We start from the raw sequence: 17,050 nt of genomic DNA, 5'->3' as shown, positions 1-17,050 counted from the left end.
GTGACGGGAGACCGACACTTCTTTACGCCGCTAGATGGTTGTCTGTAGCCCGAGTTCGACAACTCGCCCCGACGGCAGCCCGAAATAGTCTGTCGCATTGCTGGCGTTCCGCGCAAGCGAGATGAACAGCCGGTCCTGCCAGAACGGCATGCCGCCTTTCTTCGACGGCAAGATCGTTCGGCGAGACAGGAAGAAGGACGTCGACATGATGTCGAACTTCAGGCCAAGCTTGCGGGCGAGGACGAGCGCACGAGGGATGTTGGGCGTCTCCATGTAGCCGAACGTGATTACCAGCCGGCTAAAGCTGGGGTTGAAGCTTTCAAGGAAGATTTTCTCATCGTCCGGGACGAATGGCGTTGTCGAGGTCACGACGCTGAGAATGATGTTCTGCTCATGGAGCACCTTGTAGTGCTTGAGGCTATGGAGAAGTGCCGTTGGCGCGCCTTCGATGTCGCTGGTCAGGAACACTGCCGTCCCAGGCACTGTGAGGGGCTTCTTCCGGGCCAGGTTGTCGATGATCGCCGCCAGTGGGATTTCGTCGGCCTTGGTGCGAGCGGCAAGCAGCCGACGCCCCGCCGTCCATGTCTGCATGACGATCGCCATCGTCGTCGCCACCGCAGCGGGAACCCATCCGCCATCTGCGAACTTCGCGACGTTTGCGGCTAGAAATCCGGCGTCGATCAGTGACATCGGCACAATGACTGCAAGAGCCGTCGCCAGGTTCCAGTTCCAGATATGCCGCATCACGATGAACAGGAGGATCGAAGTGATGAACATTTCGCCAGTCACAGCGATACCATAGGCGGCGGAAAGGCCGCTTGAGTTTCGGAAGAAAAGCACCAGAGCAATTACGAACATGAACAGCAGGTTGTTCACCTGTGGCATGAAGATCTGCCCGGATTGCGTTTCGGAGGTATGGAGGATCTGCAGGCGCGGAAGCAGGTTGAGGTGCATCGCCTGACGGACGAGCGAATAGGCACCGGAGATCACGGCTTGGCTGGCGATTACCGTTGCCGCGGTCGCCAGACAGATCATTGGAATCCTCGCCCATTCTGGATGCATGCTAAAAAAAGGATGCTCGGCCATCGGGTTCGCGAGCACGAATGCTCCCTGCCCGAAGTAATTCAGAAGCAGACTAGGGAAGACGAGCGAAAACCACGCCGTAACAATCGGACGGCGTCCGAAGTGTCCCAGGTCGACATAGAGGGCCTCGGCTCCAGTCACAGCAAGGAAGACGGCCCCGAGCACCGCCACGGCCGAGCCGATGTTGCTTGCGACATACCGGAGCGCGTGGACCGGGTTCACTGCGCCTAACACCGACGGATCGTCAAAGATATGGATCGCTCCGCTGAGACCCAGGACGACGAACCACAGAGCCGTTACGGGACCGAATACCGACGCCACGCCGCTCGTCCCGAACCGCTGGACGAAAAACAGGACCGCGATGATCGTGACAGTGATCGGCACGACCCAGTTGGACAGGGCCGGTGCGACCACCTCGATGCCCTCGACTGCAGACAGGACGGAGATCGCAGGCGTGATGATCGCGTCGCCGAGGAAGAGCGAGGCGCCGATCACACCTAGAACAAGGACCCACTTGGGGCGCCCCGTCAGACCTTCGCGAGCGAGTGTCATGAGAGACAGCGTGCCGCCTTCGCCCCGGTTGTCCGCCTTCAGCACGAACGTCACGTATTTCAAGGTGACGACGATCGTGAGCGCCCAGACGATCAGTGACAGAATTCCAAGCACGTTCGCATGATGCGCTCCGGATCCGCCGGTGGCGTGAAGGGCTTCCCGAAAAGCGTAGAGCGGGCTGGTCCCGATGTCGCCATAAACGACGCCCAAGGCAGCGAGCACGAGCGATGGCAGTCCTCGCCGGGTCTGGTGTTCCAGTTCCGGATCTGCTGATCGCAGCTTGGCATCGGTCAAATGGCATGTCCTGTTGGGCGAACGGTGACACGCGAAGTTGCCACTGGCTTCGCCTGATGGCAATGCAAAAACGGACATGCAATGACCGCTCTCGTTTCGCAAAGGTATTGGCGCCGACAGCCATTGCTTCTTGAGAAAGCTGCCCCATCGACGTTACGCCGCACCATTGAGGTCACGGGTCTGCGGTCCGTATCTCTTGACATCTTCCGGCAGGCCCCGCTCGGCTTCCTGCTGTCTGCCTATGTTGCGGCGACGCTCTTTCCCAATTCGCAGGGCAGCGGCATACCGCAGGCGACCGCCTCCCGGCATCTCAGGTACGCGGAAGATCGCGCCCGGCTGCTGTCGCTAAAGATCGCCCTCGGCAAGATCATACTGACAGTTTTTGGACTGTTCTCCGGCGCCTCGATCAGCCGCGAAGGGCCGACGGTACAGGTCGGCGCCTCGATCATGCTGGCTGTGGCGCGCTTCGGCGGCAAGGCGCAGACCCGCGGCCTGATCCTCGCCGGCTCGGCAGCGGGCATCGCGGCAATCAACACGCCGCTTGCCGGGATCGTCTTTGCCATCGAGGAAATGAGCCGCACCGCTGAATCACGGGCGAACGGCCTGGTTCTCACCGCCGTTATCCTTTCCGGGCTTGCGGCCCTCGGGCTTTCCGGCAGCTACAATTATTCGGCATGGCGTCTGCCGCGCCGACGGTGATGCGCAACTGGGGGCTTGTCTTCGTCTGCGGCGTTCGGTGGCGGCGCACTCGGAGACCGGCCGTCCCGCCTCGATCGATACAAGATGACCGCGGCGACTTGAAGAGTTCGCGCAGTGTCGCCCAACAGATGCATCCTTTTGAGGGGACGTGCGTTGTGCTGTGATCGCAATATTGGGAGAAAACATCATGGCCCAGCGAGACACAGCACCTCCAGAAAGCCGCGACACTGACGCAAAGCTGCAGGCTCACCTTGCCGAGCTCGAGGCCGAAGCGCTAGCCGAGGAGGAACTCACTTCTCCTGCAGACGGCGTTCTGTCGGAAGCAAGCCCTTTCCAGCGCGTCAGAGACGACCTCGATCATGTGCGCAATGAGATCGAACTGCTCCGGAAAAGGCTGTCCCCCGTCAGGCGGCAGACGACGGCCGTTGCGCGGTCCAACTTAAAATGGGCCGACGCCAGCGCTCACGCTCAGCTCGGCGCATATCCATGGGCGAAACTTTTCGCCGCGATGGCCGCGACCGTCGCCGGCGCGCAGGTACTGAGACGGCTTCCCTTGGGTGCGATCGCGGCAGCCGTCATACCTTTGCTCGTCGCTCAGCTCGAGGCGAAATCCCGCCGATGACAGGAGACCGATCCCAACTGGGCAAAACCCCAATATGAACGTCACACATGAACTTCTCGCTCCAGGTCGATCAGTACGGTACGCCGGCGCAGGCCCCGTTTCGTGCCGAGCCTTCATTCTAGAGGCATCGTATGACCGTCCAAGCGGTGCTCCCGTTGAAGAAAATCCGGCCTGACGTTTGCGCCCGCTCGCACTGGATCGCGCGTCGAGACCTGTTTCTTCATTCTTGCGTCAGCGAAACGAGCAAAGCGCGTGTCTCGTGCAGCGGGATTGTCAACCACTCGACCGCCTGGCTTAGGCCGTGCAGCGATGCCCGCGGCGAAGGCGGCCGGCGGCTTTTCAGCATTCAGAAATGGCTCAGGCAGCTTTCGTTGCCTTCACATTCGCCGACGCCAGCGCAAGTTTCGTTAGCTTCTTGTCGGTGGCTTCCTCTTCCGCGAGGCTTGCCTGAAGGAGCGGGACAGCATCGTTCAAGCCAAGCTGCTTGGCCCATGCGATAAGCGTGCCGTAGCGGGCGATTTCGTAATGTTCGACGGCTTGGGCCGAGGAGATCAATCCTGCGTCAAGCGCGGCCGAGTCCTTGAATTCTTCCATTATCTCCTCGCTTTCGGCAACGAGCCCCTGGATAGCCTCGCACGTCTTGCCGCGTGCAGGCTTGCCGAGGATCTCGAATACCTGAACGAGGCGCTCGACTTGACTTTCAGTCTCGTCACGATGTTGCAGGAAGCCCGCTTTGCCTTCCTCCGACTGCGTTGCGCGCGCCATCTTCGGCAAGGCTTTGAGAATTTGCCTTTCGGCAAAGTAGATATCTTTCAGTGTTTCGACAAACAGGTCGTTCAACGTTTTCGCGGCCATTCTGGTCTCCTATGGTGGGATGAGTCACCACGTCTGAACGCGGCGCGCCGCGTGATGTTCCGACCAGCGACCATAAGTTCATTGGCATCGGGAGGCTCGAAAAAAGTCGCGCTATCAGGCTGAGCAGACGACCCCTATGTGAGTTGTTTGACTGAAAAACATAGGAGCTATCGGGCATGTACAGGAAGATTGTCGGAAACGGCGAGGGATGGCGCGTGAGCATCTGCGAGCGAACATGATGGAGCCCCCACCTTTCGCGGGCATCTTTTGCGCCATCCGCGCTCGCGTCGCGGATAAGACAACGGCCCGCCTTGGATCTGCTCCGGCTCCACGCGACAGTTGAGTCATCGCTGGCGGCGAGACCTCCTGCTGGCGACGTGTAAAAAGGGCAGTTTGCCAGTGGGTTTCCTAGCTAATCGGAAACGCTATTCTCCTCTTGCGGTATTTCCGGACAGCCGGTCCTGTTTCCATTTCTTAAACGGCGCGAGGAGTTGGCCTGGAAAGCGCGTTTCGATCTCGTTTCCCACGACGATGATTTTTGCCTGAAGATCGGCGTCTACCTCGTCACTTGATGACGCTTCCTCGCTCTCGCTTTCGAGCTTCGCCAGAAGCTCGAAAATCTCTTCGTCTGTCCATTTCTCGATGGACCGGGCGAAATCCGCCGTAGTGATCTCCTGCTGCATCATCGCCTCCGATCGTCATGCCGAGCTCGCTTTGCGGCACTTCCGTCTGTTTGGCTACCTCGGACGTCAACTATCTCTTGCGTCGCCTTTCGACCTGGACCGGCCTCTCAAGATCGCGGCAGCGGCAGACTTGAACTGCCGGGCACTCGGGAATGCTAACTCGGCGCCGTAATACATGTTCCAAAAATAGAACCTCTCGCGAGACAGCCTTCTGGGTATGCCCGACCTGCATTTCCTTCAAGAGCCGCCCTGATGGGTGGAAAAAATTTGGTGCCTTGCGTATTTTGCTGGAGGCGACCGGGTCTACCAGGCTGGGCGACTGATCATCAGCCAGACGATCATCAAAACGGCGGCGAACGCCGGAAAGCCGAAAAGGAACCAGAGCCGGAACAGCTTATAGTATCGGCGCGGCAGGGGTTCGTCGTTGTCGGCGGAAGCCGTCGCAAGATTGCGCATCTCGATCTGCATCCATACAACTGGGAGCCAAAATGCGCCGGTCACCAAGTACAGCATGATCGAAACGGCGAGCCACGGATCGGAGAACGAATAGCCGGCAATCCAGGCAAGCAGGATGCCCGTGATCGGCTGTGCCACGACTGCAGTGGCGGTAAACAAAAAATCGGCAATGACGACAATGCGGGCGACGGCGGCAATTGTCTTAGCATTGTCGGTGTAATGCGCGAGGAGCATGAAGAACGCGATTCCCGCACCAGTCCCCAAAAGCACGCACGCACCGACTACGTGGAGAAACTTTAGGAAGAGGTAGACCATCAACGCTCCTCCAGAACAGCAAGCGCGCACAGGTGCAGAACCAAGATTGGAAAGATCTTTACGATCGGTCCCAAAGGGTCGTTCCACAGTTCCGGCAGGAAAAATGTTGCTGCCGCGCCGTAGAACAATGAGACTGCGATCGCGGCGAAAATGCCTGCACGAGACAAGCGGCGAAATACTATCGCTGTTCCGATGCCGATATCAGCAATTGCCCCGGCAATGACGACTGGAGCCGATAGCGGTCCGGCTCCGGTCCTCAACATCAAGTCGACGCCCGCTTCGAATCCGACTGTGAGTGAAATGGCTCCAGTGGCAATCCAGAATACTGCCAGAACCACGAATATCAGCGGCTTTAAGAAATAGAGCCTTGCAAACCATCGATCCTGAACAGTCGCCGGCGCGGCGCAAAGCGCGCTTTGCAGTGACGTTGGTCGAATGCCCGTCGTTTCGACCCATTGCCGGGAATCACCGGTGGCGCCGCGGGCGATCTCCAACCTTGCTGTTGTGCGTACCGGTGGGCGCCAGCCGAATAGGCTGGCTGCGTCGCCGAGCCGGTAGAGGCCGGAGGGCAGCAAAATCCGGAACCGGCACTCGTCTTGCCGGCGGCCAGCCGAACCAGCGTCTATAGACCGTCACCACCTCGTCGAAGGTCAACTGCTCTGGTCCGGAAAGCTCGAGGACAACCTTTGATGGCGCAGAAGGATCAAGGAAAAAGAGCACCGTGGAGACCACGTTCTGAAGCTGCACCACGCTGAGGCCGCCGGTTGACGGCATGCCAGGCACAATCGGCAATGCAGCCAAGCCGCGCATCAGCGCGCTTGCACCGAAAACCGGCCGGTCACGGTTCGGTGGCATCCCGCTGGAGACAATCGGCTTCAGGCCGGCACGTGGTGATGCGGCAGTCGATCGTGAAGCACCGAAACGGACTGTAGACGACGTCGGCTCCTTCCGCGGTCTTCATCATTTGGTGCTGACTCGATGCGATCTGGCGTGCCAGATAAACCTCGTCCATTGCCGTCAAACCTGCGAAAGCCAGTTCAAACAATCGCCACCGGCACATCTCCCGGCGACCCAATAGCGAAATGTTGCAGACGCTTACTGCGATTGACCAATGGCATTTGGTGAGCGCCGTTCTTCGACTTGGTCGCCTCTTTGGCCGAAAGGATGAGTGCCGACGATCAGGATGAAGGCGATCACTGCAGCAACCAAAGCAATGACGATGTAACGCATCTTCATGTTTAGCCTCCCGCTGCCCCACCAAACAAAAATGCAACTGAAAGGTTCCGGCAGCATGATTTGCCGAAACCGGGCCTGACCGCAAAGGCGCATGCGATCCAAATAGAAGAGGCGAAACCTTTGTTCAGCTCCACGAGGGAAAAGACAAAAATGCGCAACAGAACTTGCGACCGTTTCTGCGGGTCACTGGAACGCTTTCGTCTTTCGAAAGTTAATAGAGGCAGCGATTCAAGGAAAGCGCGATAAAACGATGCCGACCAACAGATAAAGCTGACAACTGCCAGGAAACCATGAGGATGGCTGAAGCAAGTCCATGCGGATGAGACCGGAACAACCTTCGGGCCATCGAACGAGACAGCTATCGTTGCTTGCTGCTCCGCTACGCCGGGCCAACGCCAGTGATTGACCTCTGGTATAAGAGCGCTGTCATCTACAGCCTGAATGTTGCAACTTTCATGGACAGCGACGGTGACGGAATCGGCGATTTCAAAGGCCTGACCGATCAGCTGGATTACATTGCACGCCTTGGCGTCACCTGCTTATGGCTGCTGCCGTTTTACCCGAGTCCCCGCATGGACTACGGTTACGATGTCACCGACTACTATAACGTTGCACCAGAGCTCGGAACGCTGGGCGACTTTGTCGAATTCAGCCACCAAGCGGGCTTGCGAGGCTTGAAGCTGCTCATCGATCTGCCGATCAACCACACGTCGGAGCAGCATCCATGGTTTCAGCAGGCGCGATCGCATCCGCACTCCCGTTATCGTGACTATTACGTCTGGTCGAAGGAGCAGCCCGCCAATGCCAATCACGGCATGGCCTTTCCTGGTCATCAATCAAGCGTGTGGTCCTATGATCCACGCGCAAGAGCCTGGTATTATCATCGCTTCTATCCGCACCAGCCGGATCTCAACATTGCAAATCCCGCCGTTAAGGAGGAAATTTTCAAGATCGTGGGCTTTTGGCTGGAGCTTGGTATTTCTGGCTTCCGTATAGACGCGGCGCCATTTGTGGTCGAGGAAGTTCGTGCCAACCAGGCCACGTGCAGACACTACGAATTCTTCGGTGAACTGCGCGATTTCCTATCCTGGCGACGGGGCGATTCCGTGCTGCTCGCCGAAGCAAATGTGCCACCGAAGGAAATGCTGCATTTCTTCGGAGACGGCTCGCGGCTTCACATGCTGTTCGCCTTCCTCCCAAACCAGCACTTGTATCACGCTCTTGCAAGTAGCCGTGCGGCGGTTCTGGCCCAGGGACTGGCTCGCCTCCCGAAGCTGCCACAGCTTTGCCAATGGGTGCAGTTCCTGCGCAATCACGACGAACTCGATCTCAGCCGCCTCACGGAGAAAGGGCGCAAGGAAGTCTATGAGGCATTTGCACCCGACGCTGACATGCGGCTCTACAAGCGCGGCATTCGCCGCCGGCTTGCACCCATGCTCGACAACGATCGAGCAAGAATCGAACTCGCCTTCAGTCTGATGTTCAGTTTGCCGGGAATACCGACCATCTACTATGGTGACGAGCTTGGCATGGGTGACGACCTCGGGTTGCCGGAGCGTTGGCCGGTGCGGACCTGCATGCAGTGGTCTGACGATAACAATGCCGGATTTTCGACCTGCTCCGAAGAACATCTTATTCATCCGGCGATCGTCGACGGCACCAACGGCGCCAGGCGGATCAATGTCGAGACACAGCAGCGCGATCCGAGATCACTGCTGAATTGGGTAAGGCGGCTTGTCGACGCCCGGCAATCCTGCCCTGAGGTCGGTTGGGGCACATGGGCTCACATCGAAACGGACAATCAAGCGGTGTTTGCCCAGCGTTTCACATCGGAACAAAATTCTCTTCTCATCCTGCACAACCTTGCATCGAGAAGCTGTCGGGTGAGGCTTGATCGGGAGACTGGGAAGGCCGGAGACTTGATCGAGCTGTTTGGCAACAGGGTCTATTCTGCGAACTCAAGTGACGGCGCGATCGTCGAACTGGATGCCTTGGGCTATCGTTGGTTCCGGATCGGTCAATAAACGAACCCGGACTTTCGGATCGGCGCCGTGCTGTTGAACCTTCACTCGACCTATCGTTTACGGACGATCTTTGGAGCCCGCCTCTGATTCTTACAGCGACGGCGACCTTCCCAGCGCGGCTGCCGCAATCGTCATTCCGCCGCCTGCCAACGCGGTAGAGCGGGCAGATGCTGAAATCCGGATCAACGGAACAACCGCATCGCGGCGATCGAAAGAGAGTGATGGATGGCATCACGGGACGGCGTCTGCGGGGCCCGCTCCCTTGCCGCCCAGCAGGCAGCAGTTGCCATCGCCGCGGCCATCCTCAACCGCATGCTCCAATGCGCACGCCCAAAATCTGTGCGCCGCAAAGTTGTTGCCGCATAGCCAGCAGTATCTAAGATCAGCTGCCTCGAAAACCATCCGTGAACGAACGCCAGGAAGTCCCCGTAATTATTAGAAATTAAAGGCGAGCTGATTTTAAAAGAAACTCGGCGATCTGCAGGGAACTCTTCGCGCACAGCTTCGTTTGCTCGACACGTGAATCGGATGCGTCGCATCCCTAAACAGCGAGCGAGGAGCAAAAATGTTGATACGTCTCATAGTCGCTACCGCCGCCCCCCTTCTCCTGGCTGCGCCGGCATTCGCGGACTGCAGTCAAGAACTCGCGAAACTCGAGCAAGCTACAGTTTCCGCGGAAACGGGTGCAAGCGGGAGCAAGTCCGGTGTTCCCGTTACGAAGCACCAGGAAGAAGTTATGGCCGGCAAACAGAAGCAGGGCGTTGGAACTGAAACAACAGGATCAACCGGTACCCAGACGAAAGCGATTTCGCCCCACGAGGAACAGGTAACCGGGAAAGGGACTGGTGAAAGTGCCGACAAGCCAAGCAAGATCCTGGCGGAAGCCCGCAAAATGGCCCAGGCCGGTGATGAGCAGGGCTGCATGAAGAAGCTGGCGGAAATCAAAGGTCTCATTGGAGAAAAGTGAGGACCTTATCTACCAACGACCTGCTAAAACGCCTGTCCGACCGCCCGTGATCGGCCCCCAAGGGCATGGGCGTGCGAACGAGTATCAAATGCAACCTCTCCCCGCTCTGGTGGGGAGGCGCAATCGATCTCACCCTCCTTTGTAACCATCCAGATTCGCCGACGCGCTGACCCCTTTGGGCGGCGACCGACTGCAAATCGGCGAAGCCTTGCAAATTTTGGAACACGCGCGACCGGTCCCAACAACTTGCTGCTGCTCGACCCGGCAACATCGCGCTCACCGGCTTCTCTCGGGACGAGTGCCGTCCGGCAACATCAACGCCGATTCCCTTCCTCAGCCGCAAAGCGCATGCCACCAGTGTTCCGCTGTGGCTCACGGAAAGATAGCGGCTCTCGTACGGACCCAGAGCGATAGAGGCGCCGGAGGAGCGTGACCGAGCCAGCGAGCGGGTCATAACAGTCTCATGGCGGACCGCCCGTCGTCTGGTTGTCGGCGCAAGCAAAGTCACGCAGGGCCGGTGGATAGGTCGGACGTGCCTAAGCCGAAACCCTTGGCTTGTTCAAAATTATGGTCACGAAACCACTTAGTGATCAATCCAATGAACAAGGCTTTGACTTTATTAAGGCCATGGCCATTGAGGGGTTGGGTGGAAACAAGGCGCTGCAAGACGCATCCCGTACCGCACGGGAGGCGCTGATTGCAAGCGGAGGCGCCTATAAATGACAACGCCAAAGCAGCTCAAGAGATGCGCATGGCCGGCAGCGTTGCTTCGCTTCCTCGGCCATGCGTCATAAAGATCAAAACTCGCCTATTTCCGGCGCCGCCACAGGGTCTGTGCTCTTGCCGCGTATTGCCGGATCATTCCAAAGGGAGAGAAGCGAGTATGGAACTATGCTGCCTACGCCTCCGGAAAGCCAACTGATCGAATCAAGCATTCCTGAATAAGTGCGCGTTCCACTGCGGAAGCGCTGTCGCAACGGCGTTTACAGGCAACGTCTCGTTGATCGCGCCGGCGATTGCTTTTACATCGGTGGAGATACGGTCTTTTGATTTCCACAACAGCGCAATCCCGCACGAGGCAGCCTTGTTGCTGGTCGCTCAGCGGGTTGCGCCCCAAACATACGCGATCGCTGCCACTATGCCGACGCTGAGGAGCGGCCTTTCTTTTATCTGGTCCTCAATTCCGGCTACGAAACGTTCCGCTCCCGTCTTTGCCACGCGCAGCGTGCCGGCAGCAACCGCCGATGCCGGTTCCACCAGCTTTGCCTCGGACTTGGGCGGGACGGCGGCCTCACCGCTCCGCCCGGCTGCGTTCCTTCGGTCCCCTCGAGGCTCAAGCACTTCGTCGGCCAGTGGAAAGTCCGGCTCGTTCTCCGTTGACACATCAGGCTGGTTTTTCAGCCGCTCGGCCTCCGTCGTATCCGCCCGTCCCGAAGGTCTGCTGCTGCGGGTGACGGAAACCGGATCGGAAGCAGGGAAGGTGTCCTCAAGGCCCTGGTCGAGCTCGCTCTTCCTAGCCCTCTCGCGCTGTTCCTCCTGTTCCTGTTTCAGAGATTCTACCGCGGGCGATGCCACTTTATCGATAGGCATGGCATGTTCTCCTCTAGACTGAGTATCCAGCTCGTGAAGGTCCCGGCCGCTGTGCGAAACCCTCGCTGCTCAGGACATGGTGACAACTCAACTCGATGGGCGGGTGCTTGTTCCGCGCATAGAGCATGGGCCTCAACAGGCGGCGGCCGGCAATAGCTTACGCGGAACGTACTTCGCCGGCGCGGGTTAGAGAGTTTGAAGGAAAGGGTAAACGTGACAGGCAAATGGATTCATCTTTGCGTCGATATGCAGCGAATGTTCTCGGAGGATACGCCTTGGCATGTCGCATGGATGCGCGAGGTCTCGCCCGAAATCGTGGAGCTTGCCCGTTCTCATCCGGAAAAGACCGTCTTTACACGTTTCATACCGCCATCCCGCCCGGAAGCCCTGCCGGGCATGTGGAGGGACTACTATGAAAAGTGGCGGATGATGACGACGGAGTATCTCGATCCTCAGCTGGTCGATCTCGTTCCTTCACTGAAGGCTCTGGTTCCCCCTGCACGCATCTTTGACAAAATGACATATTCGCCATGGGTTTGCGGACGGCTTCACGGGCTACTGTCGCAAGAGGGCGTCGAGACCCTCGTGCTGACGGGGGGAGAAACTGATGTCTGCGTCTTGGCTGCCGCGCTTGGGGCGATCGATCTGGGATACCGGGTCATCCTCCTGAAGGATGCTGTCTGCAGCGGAACCGATGACACGCATGACGCCTCCCTTGAGCTCCTTGGCGGTCGGTTTTCTGTCCAACTCGCCATCATGACCACGGAAAAATTCCTGAGCGAGGTCTGATCTGGCAAAAGCATGCTTGCCTGGAACAGTGATGACGTCATCGCTGCCGGTGTGTCTCGCCAATCACCGAGGCTTTTTGATCCGTCGAGACTTCTGCGGGCTCTATCCTCCCATTCGGTGGGTTCCCTTCGAAGTATTGCGCCAGTCGCGCGCCGACCGTTTCGGCTGCATGCGAAGACATTGCCGGACGACAGCGGCCATGACCGCTTTTCGACCAGGAACCATCGCTTCGGCCGGGCGTTCTCGTTGCAGAAGGAGAATAGCCATGCCAGCCAAGTCGAAAGCGCAGCAGAAAGCCGCTGGTGCGGCGCTGTCTGCAAAGCGTGGTAAAACATCGAAGAGTAAGCTCAAGGGTGCGTCAAAACAGATGGCCAGTTCCATGAGCGAAAAGCAGCTCGAGGAGTTCGCGTCGAGCAAAACCAAGGGTAAGCCCGAGCATTCTTCGAAATAAACGACGGTGCATCATCTCGAGGCCGGCAGGCGATCTGGCCGCTGGAGATGTAGTGTTGTTCATCACAAACGTCTGATTTTCCGCGCGTGCCTCTAATACATTTCAATCTCCGGTTGCAAGCTTTATCGTGCTCGGGAAGCACTCCATTGGTCTCCGAATGCGCAGAGGGCAAGACCGATCCTTGCCCGATCCTCGCTTCCTTTCGAATCTGAGTTCGGATCAGTCGGAGTAGAACTCGGGTGTTGGAGACGCGGTTTGCTGCTTTCGAGAAGAGGGCTGCGTAGCCACGGCAGGTGCCGGCGAAGCGCCCCGAATGACGGTTCAGCTCACAGGACCTAGACCTATTCGATCTCGGGCAGGGGCGAAACCGCTGGTCCGTTCAGGGCCGTCCCATCAACAGAGAAGTGCGAGCCATAAGCCATCGACACGCCGGAAGTCGCATGCGATATTCTCCGCGTCCTGAACTGCCTCGATACGCGCGATCGCGGCAGAATGGCTCTGATAATAAAGTCGCGCCAGTTCCTCTCCGCGCAACCGAATTAGTTCCGAAAAGTAGTCGTCGCACACTGACGTTAGGTGTGCCGTCGTGCGGGCGGTCATGCCGCCACCAATCCGGCCGCGGTCGAGGACAGCTACCTGTCGGCCCGCGGCGGCCAACTCATACCCGATCGACATGCCTGCAATTCCAGACCCGACTACGATGACATCGAAGTCTTCATCGCGAGCGAGTGGGGTAGCATCGGGCGCGGCCGCGACCCCCGCCCACAAAGATACGGTCCTTTCATCGCTCGCATTCATGGCGGAACTCTCCCGATCTATCGCGGTAAACTGACGGGTGGAACCGATGTTCCCGGGGATGCCTGCGATAGTGGCGAGAGTAAAGGAATCCATTGCTACTTTAGCAAATTGTAATATAATAGTGGGACTTGTTTTCCTCAGCCCAAATCCAGGTCGCGCCGGCCCGAAAAAATCGGCCGCGTGGAGGGACGTGCCATGACGCGACGCTTTCAGGGTACAGCAGTTCTCTTCGTTCTTCTCCTCTCCTCCACCATGATTCCCGCAACTGCCCAGATGGGCAAAAAAGGCTCCATGAGCGGCAAGGATTTTGACGCGGCGGCCACCGATCAAGCCAGACGATATCTGGAGGAGGGCCGCGAGACATTCCGCTTCGACACTTTCGGCAGCGAGGACTTCTGGGGAGGCAAGCTCAAGCTCCACGAGGCGATCGCCGGTGAGAAGCTGGGTGGCAAGGGACCGGGCCTCAGCCCCGAAAAAGCTCTGGAGCTCGGGCTGAAAGTGGATGTCAACGCGATCCCAAGGGATGTTGCCGTAGCGCTCGACAAAGGCAAGGTTGATCTTACCGATCCGGCGAGTACGGTTCTTCTGCTGAAGGCCAATGCCGTTGTTGGTGTTACCGGATTCTTCGGCGAAGACGGAAAGACGCTGACGTCGGTCGGCATCCAGTGCGCGGTGTGCCATTCGACGGTCGACGATGCCTATACTCCCGGTATCGGCCATCGCCTGGATGGCTGGCCCAACCGCGACTTGAACATCGGCGCGATCATAGCGCTAGCGCCTGACCTGACGGCGTTCACCGAGATGCTGCAGATTTCCGAAGCGGAGGTGAAGAAAGCGGTGGAGGCCTGGGGACCCGGCAAGTTCGACGCCGAACTCAATCTGGACGGCAAAGCGTTCCGGCCGGACGGGAAAACCGCCGCCACGCTCAATCCACCGGCCTTCGGGCTCGCTGGCGTCAACAACCACACATGGACGGGTGCTTGGGGCACGGTAAGCTACTGGAACGCTTACGTCGGCAATCTGGAGATGCACGGAAAAGGCGTGTTCTACGACCCCCGCCTTGACGACGCCGAGAAGTACCCGGTGGCCGCGAGAACGAAGCAGGGCCACAAGCAGGATCAGGACGACCGCATTACCGGCAAGCTGCCAGCCCTTCACTTCTATCAGTTGTCGCTGCCCGTCCCGAAGCCTCCCGAGGGTGCCTTTGACAGCGCCGCTGCGGGAAAGGGCAACACGCTCTTTAACGAAAAAGCCAAGTGCGCCACCTGCCATGTTCCGCCGCTCTTCACGGAACCAGGCTGGAACCTGCACAAAGCGGACGAGATAGGCATCGATGATTTCCAGGCGATGCGATCTCCAGACGAGCGCTACCGTACAGTACCGCTACGGGCGCTCTGGGAGATGGAAAAGGTCCACAAGGGAGGCTTCTACCACGATGGCCGGTTCGCCACCCTCGACGAGGTCGTCAAGCACTACGATCAGCATCTCAAGCTAAATCTTAGCGATCAGGAGAGGAGCGATCTGATCGAGTATCTGAAGTCGATCTAACCGCCGCACGGCGGATAGGTATTCTCGAATTTCATTGGGAGGAAAGACCATGAAAAAGAAACGTGGCGAGGTAGAGCGAGATCAGACAGAATGTGGCCCGGGTCAATCTGTGTCCCGACGGAAATTCTTGAAGGCGACGATGACCGGCGTTGCGATCGCCGGCGCAGCCGGACTTTCGGGATGCATGACGGGGCAGCCTGTGGCTCGCGGAGCCGGAACGACGCCGAAATCCGTCGCCCATTATCAGGATAGGCCGAACAAGGGTCGCCGCTGCGGCGGGTGCACTCATTTCCTTGAGCCGAATGCGTGCGAGGTCGTTGCGGGCGAGATCAGCCCCAACGGCTGGTGCCGTTTCCACGAGCCACGGCCTGCTTGAGGAGCAAAGCCGAGCAAGGAGTAAGGCACAGTGACGACTACCAAGGAATCTCCGCTTATCGAAGGAAATCCGCGCAGCACTGCGCATATTGCAGATCACCCTATCCACCCGATGCTGATCCCGTTCCCGGTGGTGTTCGTCGTTTCTACACTCTTCTGCGATCTCGCTTTCTGGCGATCCGGTTCGCCGTTCTGGCCGCAGGCGGCGCTGTGGCTGCTCGGAGGAGCGCTCGTCTTCGGAACGTTGGCGGCGTTGGCGGGCCTGACCGATTTCCTGGGTGAGAAGCGCATCCGCGCCCTGAGCGACGCCCTGGCAGCATTTCATTGGCAACGCGATCGCGATCGTCCTGACGCTCGTCAACTTCTACCTGCGCTATCAGAATGGCGATCCAGCGGTTCTTCCTGAAGGACTCCTCCTATCCCTGATCGTGGTAGGCATCTTTCTGTTCACGGGCTGGAAGGGCTGGGAGATGGTCTACAGGCACCGCGTCGGGGTTGCCGACGAAGAGACCAGACTGAGATAGGCGACTGCGCTCGTGGTGTGGAGCCATCAGGTCACCGCTGAACGGGAGTGTAGATATGATCACAAAAGCCGCTCTGCTGGTTGGCATCGCGCTCTTCCCAACAGTTGTCTGCGCCCAACAGGAAGGCGTCCTTCATAAAGTTGAGACGAACGTCTTTCGACCTAAGCATGAGCCCTTCAACGAGGATGTGTTGAAGCGACTAAAGGTTCCGGAAGGCTTCGAGGTCAGCGTCTTTGCCCGCGAGCTCGGCAATGCCCGCATGATGGCGGTCGCGGAAGACGGAACCGTCTACGTGACGCGACCCGAGGAAAAGGACGTGATCGCCATCAAGGAAGGCGATCCAAAGCCTCATATGGTTGCCTCCGATCACGACGGCATCCACGGCATTGCGATCCGGGACGGCCGTATCTTTCTCGCCACTGTCCACGCGGTGATGGTGGCGGACCTGAATGAGGACGGCACCATCGGCAAATTGGAGACGATAGTCGATGACCTGCCGGATGGTGGCCAGCATGGGCGGCGAACGCTTGCCTTCGCGCCCGACGGAGCGCTGCACATCAACGTCGGTAGTTCGTGCGATGCCTGCTTCGAAAGCAGCGATGAAAAGGCCGCCAACCTTCGGCTGGACCTCAAGGACAAGAAGCGGACGGTTTTCGCGAAGGGGCTGAGAAACATGCTCGGCTTCGACTGGCACCCCGAGACGGGCCTTATGTGGGGCGTCGATCACGGTGTCGACCATCTAGGCGACGAACGGCGACCGCCAGCCGGACTGGGCCAGTTTCACCATGCCGGAGGATGAGCCGAAGGATGAATTCTGCCGGACCAAAACTCTCGGGCCAGCACTGACTTTCGACGCCCATGCTTCCGTGATCAACATCCGCTTCTACGATGCGCAGCTGTTTCCCGAGGAGTATCGCAACGATGCCTTCGTCACGCTGCGCGGTTCGGCCAACCGGGCCGAACCGGCTGGCTATAAGGTCGTGCGGGTCAACTTCGACAAAGGCGAGCCGACTGACACAGAGGACTTCCTTACTGGCTTCCTGAGCGAGGATCGTAAGTCCGAATTTGGCCGCATTGCAGGATTGGCGATTACTCCGAACGGCTCGCTGCTGATTTCGGAGGACACGAACGGCGTGATCTATGAGGTGACGTACAAGAAGGGTGGATAGAGCTCGCCGCGTGCCGTCTT

Annotated in this window: 15 protein-coding genes and 6 pseudogenes; 13 read left to right on the top strand and 8 right to left on the bottom strand. The window is 58.6% G+C overall.

Annotated features, from left to right (window positions below; all coding sequences use genetic code 11):
* Nucleotides 1–30 precede the first annotated feature (30 nt).
* Nucleotides 31–2,007: a potassium transporter Kup gene (locus ACZ9BX_RS20455; protein WP_425376438.1), complete on the bottom strand. Its 1,977-nt coding sequence runs from the start codon at nucleotides 2,005–2,007 to the stop codon at nucleotides 31–33.
* Nucleotides 2,008–2,145: 138 nt separating this feature from the next.
* Between ACZ9BX_RS20455 and ACZ9BX_RS20450 the strand changes: the two are divergent.
* Both ACZ9BX_RS20450 and ACZ9BX_RS20445 read left to right on the top strand, forming a co-directional pair.
* A pseudogene (locus tag ACZ9BX_RS20450) lies at nucleotides 2,146–2,682 on the top strand (chloride channel protein); the annotation flags it as partial.
* Nucleotides 2,683–2,815: 133 nt separating this feature from the next.
* On the top strand, nucleotides 2,816–3,250 hold the full coding sequence (locus ACZ9BX_RS20445; RefSeq protein WP_132568345.1) for a hypothetical protein: 435 nt from the start codon (nucleotides 2,816–2,818) through the stop codon (nucleotides 3,248–3,250).
* Nucleotides 3,251–3,607: 357 nt separating this feature from the next.
* Here the strand turns inward: ACZ9BX_RS20445 and ACZ9BX_RS20440 are convergent, their stop codons facing one another.
* The 5 genes and pseudogenes from ACZ9BX_RS20440 to ACZ9BX_RS20420 all read right to left on the bottom strand — a co-directional run bounded on the left by ACZ9BX_RS20440 (nucleotide 3,608) and on the right by ACZ9BX_RS20420 (nucleotide 6,795).
* Nucleotides 3,608–4,105: a YciE/YciF ferroxidase family protein gene (locus ACZ9BX_RS20440; RefSeq protein ID WP_132568346.1), complete on the bottom strand. Its 498-nt coding sequence runs from the start codon at nucleotides 4,103–4,105 to the stop codon at nucleotides 3,608–3,610.
* 425 nt (nucleotides 4,106–4,530) lie between these two features.
* Nucleotides 4,531–4,788 carry a hypothetical protein gene (locus ACZ9BX_RS20435; protein ID WP_132568347.1) on the bottom strand — a complete coding sequence of 86 codons (258 nt, stop codon included), beginning with the start codon at nucleotides 4,786–4,788 and terminating at the stop codon, nucleotides 4,531–4,533.
* A gap of 303 nt (nucleotides 4,789–5,091) precedes the next feature.
* Nucleotides 5,092–5,559: a DUF2269 family protein gene (locus tag ACZ9BX_RS20430; protein WP_132568348.1), complete on the bottom strand. Its 468-nt coding sequence runs from the start codon at nucleotides 5,557–5,559 to the stop codon at nucleotides 5,092–5,094.
* A pseudogene (locus tag ACZ9BX_RS20425) lies at nucleotides 5,559–6,387 on the bottom strand (SDR family oxidoreductase); the annotation flags it as partial. The pseudogene ACZ9BX_RS20425 and the gene ACZ9BX_RS20430, both read right to left, overlap by 1 nt.
* 267 nt (nucleotides 6,388–6,654) lie before the next feature.
* Nucleotides 6,655–6,795 (bottom strand): hypothetical protein, encoded by a 141-nt coding sequence (locus ACZ9BX_RS20420; RefSeq protein WP_165928315.1) that lies wholly within the window; start codon nucleotides 6,793–6,795, stop codon nucleotides 6,655–6,657.
* A 455-nt stretch (nucleotides 6,796–7,250) separates the two neighbouring features.
* Between ACZ9BX_RS20420 and ACZ9BX_RS20415 the strand changes: the two genes are divergently transcribed.
* The 4 genes and pseudogenes from ACZ9BX_RS20415 (at nucleotide 7,251) to ACZ9BX_RS20400 (ending at nucleotide 9,786) form a co-directional block, all read left to right on the top strand.
* Entirely contained in the window at nucleotides 7,251–8,819 is a 1,569-nt protein-coding gene (locus tag ACZ9BX_RS20415; RefSeq protein ID WP_207917243.1) for an alpha-amylase family protein, read from the top strand.
* A 109-nt stretch (nucleotides 8,820–8,928) separates the two neighbouring features.
* Nucleotides 8,929–9,029, top strand: a pseudogene (locus tag ACZ9BX_RS20410) (IS5/IS1182 family transposase); the annotation flags it as partial.
* Between the two features lie 20 nt (nucleotides 9,030–9,049).
* Nucleotides 9,050–9,185, top strand: a pseudogene (locus ACZ9BX_RS20405) (IS5/IS1182 family transposase); the annotation flags it as partial.
* Nucleotides 9,186–9,555: 370 nt separating this feature from the next.
* Nucleotides 9,556–9,786 carry a hypothetical protein gene (locus ACZ9BX_RS20400; RefSeq protein WP_244564633.1) on the top strand — a complete coding sequence of 77 codons (231 nt, stop codon included), beginning with the start codon at nucleotides 9,556–9,558 and terminating at the stop codon, nucleotides 9,784–9,786.
* A gap of 1,098 nt (nucleotides 9,787–10,884) precedes the next feature.
* On the opposite strand, the gene ACZ9BX_RS20395 is transcribed toward ACZ9BX_RS20400, so the two are convergent.
* Entirely contained in the window at nucleotides 10,885–11,376 is a 492-nt protein-coding gene (locus tag ACZ9BX_RS20395) for a hypothetical protein (protein WP_087001689.1), read from the bottom strand.
* 213 nt (nucleotides 11,377–11,589) lie between these two features.
* Between ACZ9BX_RS20395 and ACZ9BX_RS20390 the strand changes: the two genes are divergently transcribed.
* Entirely contained in the window at nucleotides 11,590–12,165 is a 576-nt protein-coding gene (locus ACZ9BX_RS20390; protein ID WP_280173974.1) for a cysteine hydrolase family protein, read from the top strand.
* 265 nt (nucleotides 12,166–12,430) lie between these two features.
* Nucleotides 12,431–12,616, top strand: a complete 186-nt coding sequence (locus tag ACZ9BX_RS20385; protein ID WP_087001690.1) for a DUF3008 family protein — start codon at nucleotides 12,431–12,433, stop codon at nucleotides 12,614–12,616.
* 417 nt (nucleotides 12,617–13,033) lie between these two features.
* Here ACZ9BX_RS20385 and ACZ9BX_RS20380 read toward each other — a convergent pair.
* Nucleotides 13,034–13,414 (bottom strand): annotated as a pseudogene (locus tag ACZ9BX_RS20380) (FAD-dependent oxidoreductase); the annotation flags it as partial.
* Nucleotides 13,415–13,609: 195 nt separating this feature from the next.
* On the opposite strand from ACZ9BX_RS20380, the gene ACZ9BX_RS20375 reads away from it, so the two are divergent.
* The 5 genes and pseudogenes from ACZ9BX_RS20375 to ACZ9BX_RS20355 all read left to right on the top strand — a co-directional run bounded on the left by ACZ9BX_RS20375 (nucleotide 13,610) and on the right by ACZ9BX_RS20355 (nucleotide 17,030).
* On the top strand, nucleotides 13,610–14,962 hold the full coding sequence (locus ACZ9BX_RS20375) for a di-heme oxidoredictase family protein (protein WP_132568350.1): 1,353 nt from the start codon (nucleotides 13,610–13,612) through the stop codon (nucleotides 14,960–14,962).
* Between the two features lie 49 nt (nucleotides 14,963–15,011).
* Nucleotides 15,012–15,338, top strand: coding sequence for a twin-arginine translocation signal domain-containing protein (locus ACZ9BX_RS20370; RefSeq protein WP_132568351.1), 327 nt, complete (start codon nucleotides 15,012–15,014; stop codon nucleotides 15,336–15,338).
* 111 nt (nucleotides 15,339–15,449) lie between these two features.
* Nucleotides 15,450–15,861: pseudogene (locus tag ACZ9BX_RS20365) on the top strand (DUF2231 domain-containing protein).
* Between the two features lie 55 nt (nucleotides 15,862–15,916).
* Nucleotides 15,917–16,660: a PQQ-dependent sugar dehydrogenase gene (locus tag ACZ9BX_RS20360; protein WP_132568352.1), complete on the top strand. Its 744-nt coding sequence runs from the start codon at nucleotides 15,917–15,919 to the stop codon at nucleotides 16,658–16,660.
* Entirely contained in the window at nucleotides 16,647–17,030 is a 384-nt protein-coding gene (locus tag ACZ9BX_RS20355; protein ID WP_132568353.1) for a PQQ-dependent sugar dehydrogenase, read from the top strand. The genes ACZ9BX_RS20360 and ACZ9BX_RS20355 overlap by 14 nt, the downstream gene beginning before the upstream one ends.
* The last annotated feature ends 20 nt before the right edge of the window (nucleotides 17,031–17,050 follow it).

This window comes from Rhizobium sp. USDA 3886, from assembly GCF_056279785.1.
The sequence above is the reverse complement of the archived record's forward strand: the minus strand, read 5'-3'. Positions and strand labels throughout refer to the sequence as shown.